Origin of the sequence: Capnocytophaga gingivalis ATCC 33624, assembly GCF_000174755.1 — a bacterium.
Classification (GTDB): Bacteria; Bacteroidota; Bacteroidia; order Flavobacteriales; family Flavobacteriaceae; genus Capnocytophaga; species Capnocytophaga gingivalis.
The window spans coordinates 41766-55497 of sequence record NZ_ACLQ01000018.1 but is presented as its reverse complement, the minus strand read 5'-3'; the positions used below and the strand labels follow the sequence as shown (position 1 = coordinate 55497).

Here is a 13732-nt window from a genome sequence, read left to right as displayed (position 1 = left end):
CTAATAAGAATATTATGACACAATATATACCCTTTGAGGATACAGGATATTTCTCTAAGTTCATCACGGACTACCTCGCTCAAAAGGAACCTCTCAAATGTTTGTATCACCGCTTCCCTTTGACAACAAATTTCTTAGAACAGATAAAGGATAAACAAGCACATTTCCCAAAGGAGCACAGAACTCTTCTTTTTCAAGTACTCAAGGAGCAATATCAAAATCTATCCATATCTGAGAAGACCCATAACCATATAGAGGCACTACAACAGGAGCATACCTTTACCATAACTACCGGACACCAACTAAGTCTCTTCACAGGACCTTTGTATTTTATTTACAAAATCGTCTCGACCATTGTTAGTTGTCAGCAACTCAAACAACTATATCCTAACTACACCTTTGTTCCCATCTACTGGATGGCTACTGAGGATCATGATTTTGAGGAAATTAACCATTTTACTTTTCAAGGGCAAAAGCTCTCTTGGCATTCTAAAGAAGGGGGTGCAGTAGGTACTTTCTCTACAGAAGGATTGGATAAAGTGGCCAGCGTTCTCAATATTTTATTAGGTAAAAGTCATCAAGGAGAATCTCTCAAGCGACTTTTTGAGAAGGCTTATATAGAACATGCTACTCTCGCGGAAGCTACTCGCTACTTGGTCAATGAACTATTTGCTCCCTACGGATTGGTCATCATTGATGGCGATAATCCTAAGCTCAAGGGATGCTTAGCTCCTTATCTCAAGCGAGAACTCTTCGAACAGCTCTCCCAAAAAGAAGTGAAAAAAACACTTTCTTATATCAAACAAACAGACAAGAGTTACCCTGAGCAGGTGCACCCTCGTGAGATTAATATTTTCTATCTAAGCAAGGGGATTCGAGAACGTATTGTCAAGGAGAATGGGGTCTATAAAGTACTCAATACCCATATAGAATTCACCCCTGAAGCACTCGAAGAGGAACTAACTCAGTTCCCTGAACGCTTCTCTCCCAATGTGATTCTACGCCCACTGTATCAGGAGATTATACTACCTAACTTAGCTTATATAGGTGGAGGGGGAGAGATTGCCTATTGGTTGGAGCTCAAAACTATGTTTGCCGTCTATGGGGTGCCTTTTCCTATGCTTATACTACGCAATTCGGTACTTCTTGTAAGTGACAAACAGCGAAAAAATATAGAGAAATTAGGGCTTTCTTATCATAATATTTTTCTCAAAAACAATATATTAGAGAATAAAATCACCCAAAAGCTCTCAGAATTTCCCATTGACTTCTCCTCTCAAAAACAGATGTTAGAAAAACAATTTGCTGACCTATTGGAAATAGCTCTACATACAGATAAGTCTTTCTTAGGTGCCGTAAAAGCTCAGGAGAAGAAGCAACTCAAGGGATTGGAACAGTTAGAAAAGCGCCTGCTAAAGGCTCAGAAGAAGAAGTACAAAGAGCAGTTGGAGCGAATTCTCTCGCTACGTATCAGTTTGTTTCCGAAGGAATCCTTACAAGAACGGGTGGACAACTTTAGCGAATATATGATCCAGACCCAAGGCCAGCTGATAGAAATGCTTATCAAGCACCTCAACCCGTTTGATTTTCGCTTTGTTATCCTATGCTATGATACTTCCTGTCGGGAGGGAGAATGTATAGAATATTTCATATAAAAACACTCAAAAATAGAACATTATGAAAGTAACTTACTTAGGACACGCTTGTGTCAATATCCAAATCGAAGGGGCTCACTTCCTCGTAGATCCTTTCATCAGTGCCAATCCGCTTGCTGGACACATTGATATCAATAGTATTGAGGCTACCTACATCCTTCTGACACATGCACATGCGGATCATATTTTGGATGCTGAGGCCATCGCTAAGCGTACAGGTGCCCCTCTTATCACCAACCCTGAAATTCTTGGCCACTACCGCAAGTTAGGGCTTGATGGGTACGATATGAATATAGGAGGCTCTCACCGTTTCTTGGACGGGAAGGTAAAGATAAAAATGGTCAAAGCCGATCACTCTTCTTCTTTCCCTGATGGAAGCTATGGAGGAAATCCCGCAGGATTTCTTATCAACTACAAGGATCAAACAATCTATATCTCAGGAGATACAGCCCTTACCATGGATATGAAAATCATTCCTCATCAGTATAAAGTGGATTTAGCAATTCTTCCTATTGGTAATAATTATACTATGGGCGTACGCGATGCACTTACTGCTGCCAAATTTGTAGAAACAAATAATGTATTAGGGGTACATTACGATACTTTTGATGTTATAAAGATTGATAAAGAGGCTTCAAAAAGAAAATTCAGTGATGCACATAAGAGATTGCATTTGTTAGAAATCGGAAATTCTTTAGAAGTAGATGATTTGATATAATTATACAGTAAAAAACATTATAAAATCTACAAAATAGCTATATACTACTATAAAAATTAAGGAATGAATTGTAATTCATTCCTTAATTTTTATTTTTCACATAAGTAAAAAGGTATTTTTATTTATAAAAACCCCATTTATCTATATAATTCCATACTTCTGTAGGTAAGAGAGGTTTTACATTTTTATCTAAAGCAATATCTTCTCGTATATCCGTTGCCGATATTTCTATAATAGGTGTCTTCACATATATGATATGTTCATTTCCCTTCAATAATTCAGAAACTTCTCCTTCGCTAATACGTGGATATACATAAATAAAATAACTTTTTAGAATAGTTTCATAATTCTTCCACTTAGTAAAGGATTTCAGATTATCCTCTCCCATAATCAGTGCAAAAGTATACTGAGGATACTTCTCTTCCATATAGATGAGTGTATCAATGGTATAATTGGGTTGTGACAGATGAAATTCTATATCACAAGGACGCAATTTTTCGTACTCTTCTAAGCAAAGTGAAACCATCTCTAACCGATTGGCATTATCCAAGAGTGTTTTCTTTTCTTTAAAAGGATTCTGCGGAGTCACAACAAACCATATTTCATCCAGATCACTGTGTTCTACTAAGTGATTGGCCAAAATAAGGTGTCCTATATGTACAGGATTAAAGGAACCAAAGTAAAGTCCTATTTTTCGTTTCATAATGGGAAGAGTGATAAGTTAATTTATATTATTGATTGAGGAAATTGCGAACCATTTGGAGGGCTTCTGCTACACTCTGCGAGAGATCATCATTGATAATAACCTTATCGAAATGGATTGCTTGTTCCATCTCATATTGTGCTTTAGCAATACGCATTTCTATCTTCTCCACGGTCTCGGTATTGCGATGCTCTAACCTTCTTCGTAATTCCTGAAGGGTAGGAGGCTGTATAAAGATAGAAAGTGCTTGTGCTCCAAAATGTTTTTTAAGGTTGATCCCTCCGAAAACATCCAGATCAAAGATAATATTCTTTCCCTGGCTGGAGAGCCTATCTATCTCACTCTGATAAGTACCATAATAGTTTCCAGCATACACTTCCTGCCATTCCACAAAGGCATTCTCGGCTATTTTTCTCTTGAAATCCTCTGCGGTAATAAAATAATATTCTACCCCATCCTTTTCCGTTCCTCGGGGAGCACGTGAAGTTGTAGAGATGGAAAAGGCTAAGTTCAGGTCTGCCTCTTGCAGAAGATGCCGAATAATCGTAGATTTCCCACTCCCTGAAGGAGCTGAGAATATGATAATCTTAGAATTCATAATTATACAGAGTTTTGAGTTATGAGTTTTGAGTTTTAAGCTAGGTTTTAGAGATTATTATCTGTTACATATATTCGCTCATGTGGCTTTACTTACCTCCCCAGCGGTGAGCTCTTGCTGGCTTTACTTATTATCTAAAAACTAAAAAAGGGTTTCCTTAAGTGATTAAGGAAACACCTTTTAACTAGTATTATAGGAAAATTATACGAGGGAAACTCTTTTAAATCCTGTAATTTCTACATTGTATGCTTTTACGTAGTCTGCTACCTTTTTGCTTTCATCCTTGATATAGTATTGGTCAAGCAATGCTTTTTCAAGGTCAAGAGTAGTGTTGTCATCGATAAAGCGTTGTACTTTTCCTGGAAGGATTCTATCCCATATTTGTTCTGGTTTTCCTTCGGCCTTAAGTTCAGCCTTAGCAGCTTCTTCTGCTTCTTTAAGTACTTCAGGAGTAAGCTGAAGGGCAGAGATATATTTAGGCACATGCTTTTCTGTCTTTCCAAGACGGCGAAGCTCTTCGTTGTCTTTAATAATAGCGGCGATACGTGCTTCTGTTTCGCTAGCTACATAAGCAGGATCGAAATCCTTGCTTGAAAGTACAATAGCCCCCATAGAAGCTACCTGCATACATACATTGCGGGCCACTTCGTGAGCTTTGTCAGTCGCAGCAGAAAGAGAAACTAAAGCAGCAATTTTGTTACCTGCATGGATATAGAAATCTACATAGTTTCCTTCCAATATCTCAAACTGACCTATTTCTATTTTTTCACCGATCACTCCTGTTTGTTCTGTGAGCTTGTCTGCTACAGTGATTCCTTGGAAAGGAGCAGCGAGGAAAGATTCTTTGTCATTATAGTTAAGAGCCAATTCAGCTAATTGGTTAGCCAAGGCTACGAAAGATTCATTCTTAGCTACGAAGTCTGTTTCACAGTTAAGAGAGATAATAGCACCTTTGGTATGGTTTGCATTAACTTTTGCAATAGCAGCACCTTCAGCAGACTCTCTATCTGCGCGTTTTTCAGCTACTTTTTGTCCTTTTTTACGAAGTACTTCAATAGCTTTATTGAAATCTCCTTCTGCTTCTACTAAGGCATTCTTGCAGTCCATCATACCAGCACCAGTAGCTTGTCTGAGTTTGTTTACGTCTGCGGCAGTAATTTTTGACATTTTTCTATATTTTTTTAAAAAGTGATTATTTAAAATAGGCGTTTTAAATAATCACTTTATGAATTTAACAATTTAATTTTCAGCAGGTTTTTCGTCTGCTTTTTCTACTTTTTTATCTTCAAGTCCTTCTTTGATAGCTTCGACTACATAGGAGAGGATTTTTTCGATAGAGCGAGAAGCATCGTCATTGGCAGGGATTACATAATCCACCTCACGAGGGTCGGAGTTAGTATCCACCATAGCAAAAATAGGAATGTTTAATTTTTGGGCTTCTTTGACAGCGATGTGTTCTCTTAAAGTATCTACTACGAAAAGAGCTGCTGGAAGGCGTGTCATATCCGCGATAGAGCCTAAGTTCTTTTCGAGCTTTTCTCTAAGACGAGTGATATGTAATTTTTCTTTTTTAGAGAGGGTATCATAAGTACCATCTTTTTTCATTTTGTCGATAGAGGACATCTTCTTAACTGCCTTACGGATGGTAACAAAGTTGGTTAGCATACCACCTGGCCATCTTTCGGTGATGTAGGGCATTCCTACGGAAGTAGCTTTTTCAGCTACGATATCCTTAGCTTGTTTTTTAGTAGCTACAAAGAGAATCTTTTTGCCAGAGGCAGCAATTTTCTTAAGAGCTTCATTAGCTTCCTCTATCTTAGCAGCTGTTTTGTAGAGGTTAATCACGTGGATACCATTTCTTTCCATATAGATATATGGTGCCATATTAGGGTTCCACTTTCTGGTAAGGTGCCCGAAGTGCACTCCAGCTTCTAATAGGTCTTTTACTTCTATTGAATTTGCCATTTTTTTTAATAGTTTACGTTCCGTATGATTTAGCAATAAATGGTGGTTGAATATCTTATGCCCATTGTATTTGGATGCTAAACTAACTTCCTTATGCGACAAGGAAATACGGCAATAAATAAATGTTGAATATAATATTAACGTTTTGAGAATTGGAATCTTTTACGAGCTTTCTTCTGACCGAATTTTTTACGCTCTACCATACGAGGGTCACGAGTGAGCAATCCTTCTGGCTTAAGCATCGCTCTGTTTTCGATATCCACTTCGCACAAAGCGCGGGAGATCGCAAGGCGGATAGCTTCTGCTTGTCCAGTGATTCCTCCTCCGTACACATTGATATTAAGATCGTAAGCATCTTCCAATCCTAATAGAGCAAATGGTTGTTTTACCTCGTACTGAAGGGTAGGAGTGGTAAAATAATTAGCCAAATCTCTTTTGTTAATGGTGATTTTTCCGCTTCCTTCTTTCATGTAGATACGAGCCACAGCGGTCTTTCTTCGTCCAATTTTGTGAATTACTTCCATTATTTAAGGTCATTTAGGTTAATAGAAACAGGCTTTTGCGCATCGTGATTGTGCTCACTACCTGCATATACTTTAAGATTACGGAATAGAGCCGCACCCAATTTGTTCTTTGGCAACATTCCTTTTACAGCTTTTTCAATAATTCTCTCAGGGAACTTAGAGAGCACCTGTTTGAAAGATTGAATACGTTGTCCACCAGGGTATCCTGTATAGCGAAGATACTCCTTAGTTTCTGTCTTTAGTCCGCTAAGTTCTATTTTCTCAGCGTTGATAATAATCACGTTATCACCACAGTCTGCGTGCGGTGTATAACTTGGCTTGTACTTCCCTCTAAGAAGCTTTGCTACTTTAGAGGCAAGACGCCCTAATTTCTGCCCCTCAGCATCCACTACAACCCATTGTTTTTCAGCGGATTGCTTGTTCACTGAGCGTGTTTTGTAACTTAATGTGTCCACACTTAAATTATTTTAATTAAACATTCCTATTGTGTTAGCCCTCTCATTTTTTGGGATTTCTAACAGCGTGCAAAGGTACAACAATTTATCAAATCTGCAAATTTATTTTTTTATTTTTTACTCGCCCGCCAATTCCACCTACAATGTGGAAGTTTTTGTTGCCAATTCCACCCTCAAGTGATTTTAGTTCTTTTCTTTCATATAAAACTTACCTTTGCTCAAGGAAGCTTCATCAAAGAAACGAATATCCTCTATCTCAATGCGATATATGATATTATAGGGCGCCTCAGGTGGATTATAGGATAGTATAGAAAATACTACTTTCTTGTGTGTCTGGGGATTCTGATAAATATAGTTACTCACTTTGGTATCCTTGGCTTGGAAAATAGTATCATAGAAAACACGCCCCAACTTCTCTGTCAGCAGAGGAAAAGAAATAGGATATGTAGCCCTTTCATAACTCACTTTTCCTGCTTTGATACTATAGGGACTATGGAGGGATAGGTCTAAGGTGTATGTGCGCGCTGCTGCTCTTTTATAAGATATTAGCTTGGCATTATTATCATATTTTTCCTCATCCAAATCTATATAAGCTACTTTTTCTTGGGTGAATCCTGTAAAGCTGCTTTTCTTTTCCTCAAGAAGAAGATACCTTTTTTCAGGGGATATACTTTGAAAAATAGCATATATCTTTTCCTCTGAAGGCTCTTCTTGGGTTACCTGCTGACAGAAATCAAGTAATATCTCTATCAACTCTTTAGAGTTCTGTGCCCTTATAGGGAGACAGACATACAAAAATAAAAGTATCCATATTCCTTTTTTCATTTTATACAATATGTCTTATGAAAACCTATAACAAAAAATAAGAATAATCTACACTTTTTAATCCAATAACTTTTTTAGTTTGTTCATCAATCAAATAATCAAAACTTATAAAAATATTCTTATAGGACTTATCAGCCCCCCAATGGGGAATAATTTCCTTGATTTCGTCTTCCTTAAGCTCAAAAACGATTGTAGGAGTCCCCATCAGGTTTACAAAGTGCTCTCCATAGATAGGTTTCAGTATTTCTGAAAGCTCCTTAGGAGTAGTATCTTTATGAATAGGATGTCCCTCTACCAGCATATATCCATCTATCTCAGGCATTCTCTTTACTGCATAATAAAAAGGGTAAAGATCTGATAGTTCCTCTCTCCCTTCTGCATAAGGTCGAAAATAGATAAAAAAACGATCTACATTCCCTATAAATCTACCTTTTTTATCTTTAACTTCTCCTAAAGAAATTCTTGACCAAAGAGGTATATTGTCATAAACAAATTCATATCCTTCTTTATATGAAGGCTTTCCAAAAGTATCGAAGAAGTTAGCAATAGTATCCAACTTCATCAGTTGGTCATTATAATACACCTTATACCCTTTAATCTCAAAACGATGTTTTTGTTTTTTGAAAGCCTCAAGTGCTTCCTGCTCGGTAAGAGGTTTTACATTTTCTTTTGAGGATTGTTGTCCATTACAAGCTATAGCTAAAAGGGCTATAAACAAAATGAGTAATTTTCTTTTCATTTTATACAATTATTCTATAGTGAGTTTAAAAAATAGTTTGTAAAACTCAGGTTATTTATTTAATCTTTCTATCTTTTTAGGGTTGTACCCAAGGGCTTTTGCTATTTTTCTTTGCAGAAAAGGGGTTGCTTTCCCTGCAAAAATAAGTTCATCTCTATTATAAATGCTTACTCCTTATAAGGTACAAAGATAAAATTTATCCTTTTATTTACAATCAAACCATTTATGATTAACAAATAAATAACAAAAATAGCCAATATATAGAACACTCCTAAGTCTGCTTGTAATTCTAAAAAAAATTGTACTTTTGTACCTTCAAATATTGATACAAATGAACTTATATCCACTTACTTTCACCCCTATCTTTAAGGAACGTATTTGGGGTGGAGAGAAACTCGAGAAGGAACTCCATAAGCCTATCCATCAGCCTCTTATAGGGGAGAGTTGGGAGGTCTCTACGGTGAAAGGCGATATTTCTATCATTAGCAATGGTGCTCTAAAGGGTACTTCCTTACAGACACTCATAGAGCAAGCACCTGAGGCTCTCTTAGGTCGTGCGGTATATAAGCGATTTGGAACAGACTTCCCGCTGCTCATCAAGTTCATCGATGCAGCTCAAGATCTTTCGATACAGGTACACCCCGATGATGCTTTGGCTAAAAAACGCCATAACTCCTTTGGAAAAACGGAGATGTGGTATATCATGGAGGCTGACCCTGAGGCTTCCATTATCATTGGCTTTAATAAAAATGTAAGTCGTGAAGAGTACCAAACCCACTTGGCAGATAAGACTCTTAGCCAACTGCTTCACTATGAGAAGGTAGGTCATGGAGATATGTTCTTTATTCCTGCAGGGAAAATCCATGCCATAGGAGCTGGGGTACTGCTGGCTGAGATACAGCAAACCAGTGATATCACTTATCGTGTATATGACTTTGACCGCAAGGACAAAAATGGCAACTATCGAGAACTCCATACAGAACTTGCTTTGGAGGCTATTGATTTTGAGCGAAAAGATGATTTCCGCAAGTCCTACTCCAAAAAGGAAAACACTGTCAATCCTGCCGTGTCCTCTCCTTATTTTACTACAGATTACCTAAAAATCACTCAAGAGACTCCCTTGGAACTCTCTGGAGATTCTTTCCATATATATATGGGAGTAGAAGGAAAAGGAAGCCTGCACTATGGAGATACTGAGCTGATTTTGGAAAAAGGAAGTACCATACTTGTACCTGCCACTTGTACTGCTATTACGCTCAAGGGAGAGGTAGAGGTATTGCAGGTTCATTGTTAAAACTACCCTTGTGATGGAAAAAATTATCTTAGGGGTAGACCCTGGTACTACGGTGATGGGCTTTGGCATTATTCAGGTGATGAAGAATCAAATGAAGTTTGTCCAAATGAACGAACTCATCCTAAGCAAATATGATGATCACTACCTAAAGCTAAAGCTCATCTTCGAGCGTACTACCGAACTTATCGACACCTATAAGCCTGACGAGCTCGCGATAGAAGCCCCCTTCTTCGGGAAAAATGTACAATCCATGCTCAAACTGGGGCGTGCCCAAGGGGTAGCTATGGCAGCAGGCCTGGCGCGCCAAGTACCTATTACTGAATATGAACCTAAAAAGGTAAAAATGGCTATCACTGGCAATGGAAATGCTTCTAAAGAACAGGTAGCCAAAATGTTACAACAACTACTTCACTTTAGAGAACTTCCTGAACACTTGGATGCCACCGATGGTTTAGCTGTAGCTGTCTGCCATTTTTTCAATGGGGGAAAGACTGAGAAGAATAAGAGCTACTCCTCTTGGGAGGCTTTTGTAAAGCACAATGAGAACAGAATTTCTTAAGCCGAATGTATAGTCTCTATATACATATCCCTTTTTGCCGACAGGCTTGCCATTATTGCGATTTTCACTTCTCCACAACCCTCAAGCGAAAACCTCAGATGGTCAAGGCATTGTGTAAGGAATTGGAGCTAAGGAGAGTTGAAGCCTCTACGCCCTTGCAGACCATCTATTTTGGTGGAGGAACCCCCTCAGTACTTACCTCTGTAGAACTTCAGGAGATTTTTTCTACCATTCACAAGCATTACCGCATAGCTTCGGGGGCAGAAATTACTATGGAAGTCAATCCGGACGATTTCTCTACCCCTAAGAGTGAACTCTCCTTAGAGTTATTAAAAGAATTAGGTATCAATCGGTTAAGTATCGGAGTACAATCTTTCTTTGAGGAGGATCTTCTTTTGATGAATAGAGCACATACGGCTGAGCAAGCTAAGGATTTTATTGCTCAGGCTATACAATATTTTGACAATATAACACTTGACCTTATCTATGGGATTCCTGGTATGACACTTGCTCGCTGGAAGGAGAATATCCTCCAAGCACTTTCCTTTGGGATTCCTCACCTCTCGGCTTATGCCCTTACCGTAGAGCCCCGAACAGCCCTCTATCAGTTTATCAAAAAAGGAAAAATCCCCCCTACCAATGATGGGCAAGCCAAAGAGCATTTTTACTTACTAAAAGACCTCTTAGAAGCCAAGGGGTTTATCCATTATGAACTCTCCAATTTTGGCAAAGAAGGCTATTTCAGTCGCAATAATACCGCCTATTGGGAACAAAAACCTTATATAGGCATAGGCCCTTCTGCTCATAGCTATACAGGAGAAGAGCGTATGTGGAATATCTCTCACAATATCAAGTATATAGAACAAATTTCTCAAGGGATATTGCCTCAGGAAAGGGAAACACTTTCTCTGAAAGATCGTTATAATGAGCGTATCATGACGGGGCTTAGGATACAAAAGGGCATCTCTACAGAGGCTATCGAAAGGGACTTTGGGGAGTTCTTTCTAAATTATTTAAAAAAAGAAGCCCTTCCCTATATAGAGAAAGGCTTATTAGTATATCACAATGGGCATATCATCACCTCTGAGAAAGGATTGTTTCTCTCCGATGGTATTGCCAGTGATCTGTTTATGCTTTAGAAGGTATACTTGAGTCCTACCCCCAATATCTGTTTGAACTGAACGCGTGCTCCATAGAGGTGTTTTGTACCATTGGGGAGTACCTCTTCTTTGAACTTGATATCATCATACTTCAAGTGAGTACCCACACGTGCTTGTAGATAGTTGTTGATCTTCATATCTACAGCAAGTTGCCAGTCTACATCTATGTTGCCAAAACTTTTATCATATTGTGTATAGAAAGAGAATTGGTTGGTCATCTGTACATTTTCGTATAGATCGACCGTATGCTTTCCTGAGAATAGGAAACCTACTTCCACCACCTGCTGTTTGGCATGTTTTAGCAAGTTACCGGCAGGATCATACTCGGCAGGATCCAAACCGAAAGAACCCTTATCGGCCAATTTCTGATCCATTACAAAGGTAGCCTTCATAGTAAGAGGAGAGATAAAGAGTGTTAGCTTTGTCTTCTCTGGAGCATATTCGAAACCGCCCCCTAAGTACAAGTATCCTGGTGCCATAAAACGAGAGATAGGATCCGCATCGGGCTTTTTGGGATAGTCATACCCATCGCTGAACTGGGTATTGAAAGTGATTTTGCCCGAATAGTACCAATCTCTGAATCCAGTACGATAACCATAGGCCGAAGAAAGAGAAATCTGGTCATCGGTCTTTCTCAATTGCTCTCCTGTTTGGATATTCACTCCATAATTGGCAGTGAGTTCATTATCCCAGAAGTATTTTTCTACAACATAGCGGCGACGGAGCTTTACATCGGCAAGGAAAGATACAGAATTGACCCCACCGGCATTCCAGTTGGAGTATGCTGCCTCACTCATATTCAGGCCAAAAGAATTGAAGCTATACCATCTTTGTCTCTGAAGGCGGATTTTTTCAAAAGCATAGTCCAAGTCCTCTTTAGGGAAATCCAATTCCTTGGGGGCTATAAAGGCAGGTTTCATCTGTAATTGCACCTTTCTTACTTGTGCTTGTAGGGAAAAAGAAAATAAAAGAACAAAAGCAAATACTACCTTTTTCATTTCTTCGATTTTTATTTAAAGTTTGTTATATAGTGTTCTTAGAAATTATAAGTAAGAGAAAGTCCCACATAGGAAACACGGTAAATATCCTGCTGCATAAAGGGCTCTATGGCCAGATTTTCATCTACATTGAATTGCTTGAGGTGGGCATCTACATTAGCTTCTATGATATTCAGTGCATAAAAGCCTATAGCAAAGAGCATGGACATCTCTTTGTTTCTCTGATATAGGTCTTGAGCACGGCGCAGGGCATCGGTACTTAGGCGTGGATTTCCGTCGGTACGCCCTTGATAGAACTCATCATCGGTACGTCCATCTAAGCGCTGTTTGTAAGCTGTACGATATCGCTGCAACTCATTATCATTCTTAAAATACAAATAGGTAGGAATCCCTATGGCCAAATACACAATAGGAATTTTCCAATAGCTTTTGTTATAAGCCTGACCTAAGCCTGGTAATATAGCTGAGTAGAAAGCAGCTTTGGCTGGGGAGAGGGGATCGGTATTCCATGTCTTAGGAACAATAGCCTTGGCGGCCACTATGGTATCCTTCATCTTTACAGAAAGAGTATCGGACTGTGACCAAGACTTTGCCGTCAAAAGAAATGCTATTACTATCCAAAAACTAAGCCTCACCGTGTAATATTTTTTGTATGCGTTCGAATTCTTCTTCTGTTTGGAAAGGAATTTCTATTTTTCCTTTACCTGTTTTATCCATTTTCACCGATAAGTGCTTGCCAAAGCGTTGGCGCAATCCATCGACCTTCGCTGCCACCAAGGGAGGAAGGGAGGCTGTAGTCTCTTTGGATTGTTTTGGAGTAATGACAGCTACCTTTTGAGGATTTTTAAGCTGTTGTACTGCCTGTTCAGTATCGCGTACTGAAAGGTCTTGGGCTATGATACGGTTGTATAGTTCGAGTTGTTCTTCTTTATCTTCTATATTGATCAAGGCACGTCCATGCCCCATGGAGATAAAGCCATCGCGTATCCCTGTTTGTATAATTGGGTCAAGCTTGAGCAAGCGCAAATAGTTGGTGATCGTAGAGCGCTTCTTCCCTACCCTTTCGCTCATCTGCTCTTGAGTAAGGCTAAGCTCCTCTATCATACGATTATAGCTCAGAGCCACCTCTATAGGGTCTAAGTCCTGTCGCTGTATATTCTCCACCAATGCCATCATGAGAGATTCCTCATCATTGGCTATACGGATAAAGGCAGGGATGGCAGTAAGTCCGGCTATTTTGGAGGCTCGCCAGCGTCTTTCTCCAGAGATAAGCTCATACTTATCTGTGGCTATCTTTCGTACGGTAATAGGCTGAATAACCCCCAATTCCCTGATAGAAGAAGCCAATTCCTCAAGGGCTTCCTCACTGAAAACTGTTCGGGGCTGGTAGGGGTTTTCTGTAATCTGATCTAAGGGAAGCTCCAAGATATTGCCAATGAGCTTCTCTGCATGTGCATCGGTAGCTGATTGTATATCTTCGGAAGGGAGCAATGCTCCTAATCCTCTTCCCAATCGTTGTGTTTTATTGGATTTTGCCAT

At 39.1% G+C, this 13732-nt stretch carries 16 protein-coding genes; 5 read left to right on the top strand and 11 right to left on the bottom strand.

What is annotated here, in order from left to right; genetic code table 11:
• The first annotated feature begins 14 nt into the window (after positions 1 to 14).
• The gene (gene bshC / locus CAPGI0001_RS05935; RefSeq protein WP_002667665.1) at positions 15 to 1655 is read left to right on the top strand and encodes a bacillithiol biosynthesis cysteine-adding enzyme BshC; all 1641 of its coding nucleotides are present in this window, start codon (positions 15 to 17) and stop codon (positions 1653 to 1655) included.
• Positions 1656 to 1677: 22 nt separating this feature from the next.
• Positions 1678 to 2373, top strand: a complete 696-nt coding sequence (locus tag CAPGI0001_RS05930; protein ID WP_002667909.1) for a metal-dependent hydrolase — start codon at positions 1678 to 1680, stop codon at positions 2371 to 2373.
• A gap of 118 nt (positions 2374 to 2491) precedes the next feature.
• Here the strand turns inward: CAPGI0001_RS05930 and nadD are convergent, their stop codons facing one another.
• From nadD to CAPGI0001_RS05890, 8 genes are all read right to left on the bottom strand, one after another.
• Positions 2492 to 3076 carry a nicotinate (nicotinamide) nucleotide adenylyltransferase gene (gene nadD, locus CAPGI0001_RS05925; protein ID WP_002667860.1) on the bottom strand — a complete coding sequence of 195 codons (585 nt, stop codon included), beginning with the start codon at positions 3074 to 3076 and terminating at the stop codon, positions 2492 to 2494.
• 28 nt (positions 3077 to 3104) lie between these two features.
• Entirely contained in the window at positions 3105 to 3674 is a 570-nt protein-coding gene (gene gmk / locus CAPGI0001_RS05920; protein WP_002667813.1) for a guanylate kinase, read from the bottom strand.
• A 201-nt stretch (positions 3675 to 3875) separates the two neighbouring features.
• Positions 3876 to 4841, bottom strand: coding sequence for a translation elongation factor Ts (tsf, locus tag CAPGI0001_RS05915; RefSeq protein ID WP_002667729.1), 966 nt, complete (start codon positions 4839 to 4841; stop codon positions 3876 to 3878).
• A 72-nt stretch (positions 4842 to 4913) separates the two neighbouring features.
• Positions 4914 to 5639, bottom strand: a complete 726-nt coding sequence (gene rpsB / locus CAPGI0001_RS05910) for a 30S ribosomal protein S2 (protein WP_002667894.1) — start codon at positions 5637 to 5639, stop codon at positions 4914 to 4916.
• A 137-nt stretch (positions 5640 to 5776) separates the two neighbouring features.
• The gene (rpsI, locus tag CAPGI0001_RS05905; protein WP_002667884.1) at positions 5777 to 6163 is read right to left on the bottom strand and encodes a 30S ribosomal protein S9; all 387 of its coding nucleotides are present in this window, start codon (positions 6161 to 6163) and stop codon (positions 5777 to 5779) included.
• Complete coding sequence (gene rplM, locus CAPGI0001_RS05900; protein ID WP_002667811.1) at positions 6163 to 6618, bottom strand: 50S ribosomal protein L13; 456 nt, start codon at positions 6616 to 6618, stop codon at positions 6163 to 6165. Before rplM ends, rpsI begins: the two co-directional genes overlap by 1 nt.
• Before the next feature lie 183 nt (positions 6619 to 6801).
• Entirely contained in the window at positions 6802 to 7443 is a 642-nt protein-coding gene (locus tag CAPGI0001_RS05895) for a hypothetical protein (protein ID WP_002667906.1), read from the bottom strand.
• Positions 7444 to 7468: 25 nt separating this feature from the next.
• Positions 7469 to 8182, bottom strand: a complete 714-nt coding sequence (locus CAPGI0001_RS05890) for a hypothetical protein (RefSeq protein ID WP_002667779.1) — start codon at positions 8180 to 8182, stop codon at positions 7469 to 7471.
• A gap of 331 nt (positions 8183 to 8513) precedes the next feature.
• On the opposite strand from CAPGI0001_RS05890, the gene CAPGI0001_RS05885 reads away from it, so the two are divergent.
• Genes CAPGI0001_RS05885 through hemW form a run of 3 tightly spaced genes read left to right on the top strand, consistent with a single transcriptional unit; the run spans position 8514 to position 11174 of the window.
• Positions 8514 to 9476, top strand: coding sequence for a type I phosphomannose isomerase catalytic subunit (locus CAPGI0001_RS05885; RefSeq protein WP_002667696.1), 963 nt, complete (start codon positions 8514 to 8516; stop codon positions 9474 to 9476).
• A 13-nt stretch (positions 9477 to 9489) separates the two neighbouring features.
• The gene (gene ruvC, locus CAPGI0001_RS05880) at positions 9490 to 10035 is read left to right on the top strand and encodes a crossover junction endodeoxyribonuclease RuvC (RefSeq protein WP_002667760.1); all 546 of its coding nucleotides are present in this window, start codon (positions 9490 to 9492) and stop codon (positions 10033 to 10035) included.
• A 5-nt stretch (positions 10036 to 10040) separates the two neighbouring features.
• Positions 10041 to 11174, top strand: a complete 1134-nt coding sequence (gene hemW, locus CAPGI0001_RS05875) for a radical SAM family heme chaperone HemW (RefSeq protein WP_002667784.1) — start codon at positions 10041 to 10043, stop codon at positions 11172 to 11174.
• Here hemW and CAPGI0001_RS05870 read toward each other — a convergent pair.
• From CAPGI0001_RS05870 to CAPGI0001_RS05860, 3 genes are read right to left on the bottom strand one after another with little or no spacing between them, the layout of a single operon-like run.
• The gene (locus CAPGI0001_RS05870; protein WP_002667718.1) at positions 11171 to 12193 is read right to left on the bottom strand and encodes a DUF3078 domain-containing protein; all 1023 of its coding nucleotides are present in this window, start codon (positions 12191 to 12193) and stop codon (positions 11171 to 11173) included. The genes hemW and CAPGI0001_RS05870 overlap by 4 nt on opposite strands.
• Positions 12194 to 12231: 38 nt before the next feature.
• Positions 12232 to 12828, bottom strand: a complete 597-nt coding sequence (locus CAPGI0001_RS05865; protein WP_040359804.1) for a DUF5683 domain-containing protein — start codon at positions 12826 to 12828, stop codon at positions 12232 to 12234.
• Positions 12818 to 13732 carry a ParB/RepB/Spo0J family partition protein gene (locus CAPGI0001_RS05860; RefSeq protein ID WP_002667734.1) on the bottom strand — a complete coding sequence of 305 codons (915 nt, stop codon included), beginning with the start codon at positions 13730 to 13732 and terminating at the stop codon, positions 12818 to 12820. The genes CAPGI0001_RS05865 and CAPGI0001_RS05860 overlap by 11 nt, the downstream gene beginning before the upstream one ends.